The organism is Vibrio sp. 378, assembly GCF_033339435.1.
The window spans coordinates 1-904 of the sequence record NZ_JAWOUO010000258.1 but is presented as its reverse complement, the minus strand read 5'-3'; the positions used below and the strand labels follow the sequence as shown (position 1 = coordinate 904).

Annotated in this window: 1 protein-coding gene; it reads right to left on the bottom strand. The window is 48.1% G+C overall.

Annotated features, from left to right (window positions below):
- Nucleotides 1–903: argininosuccinate synthase (locus R7Q48_RS25555; protein ID WP_318132959.1), on the bottom strand; the 903-nt coding region annotated here is incomplete at its 3' end.
- Nucleotide 904: the final 1 nt, after the last annotated feature.

Below are 904 nucleotides of genomic sequence, written 5' to 3'. Positions count from 1 at the left end.
TGACGATTTGTCTAGCACCAATTGTTCAACTGCGCGCAGAGCTTCCATCATGATGGTACCTCCCGGAGTTTCGTAACAGCCACGAGACTTCATTCCCACCAAACGGTTCTCTACGATATCAATACGACCCACACCGTGTTTTGCGCCTTTTTCGTTTAAGTAAACTAGCGCGTTGTATGGTGTCATCGCTTCACCATCCACTGCCACAACTTCACCTTTTTCGACTTTCAACGTAACGTACTCAGCTTCATTTGGCGCTTGTTCAGGGTCAACGGTCCAGACCCAGCAATCTTCGTTTGGTGCATTCCATGTATTTTCTAGCACACCACCTTCAGTAGAAATGTGCCATGCGTTCGCATCACGCGAATAAATCTTCGTTAGAGACGCTGAACAAGGAATGTTACGCTCTGCAAGGTAATCCAGACATTGTTCGCGGCTCACTAAATCCCACTCACGCCATGGAGCGATAACGTGTAGATCTGGTGCTAACGCAGCAAACGCGCCCTCGAAACGCACTTGGTCGTTACCTTTACCAGTACAGCCGTGACACAATGCGTCCGCGCCCACTTTACGTGCAACTTCAACCTGCGCTTTAGCAATGATAGGACGCGCCATTGATGTACCCAACAGGTATTTACCTTCGTAGTAAGCACCGGTTTTTAGTGTTGGATAGATGTAGTCTGCCACCATTTCTTCTTTTAGGTCAGCGATGTAGCACTCTGATGCGCCAGATGCTTTTGCTTTCGCTTCAATGCCTTCGAGCTCTTCAGCACCTTGACCTACATCGGCCACGAAAGCGACGACTTCACAGTCATAATTCTCTTTCAGCCACGGGATGATTACTGAAGTATCTAGACCGCCTGAGTATGCGACTACCACTTTATTTACGTTCACTTTGCTCATG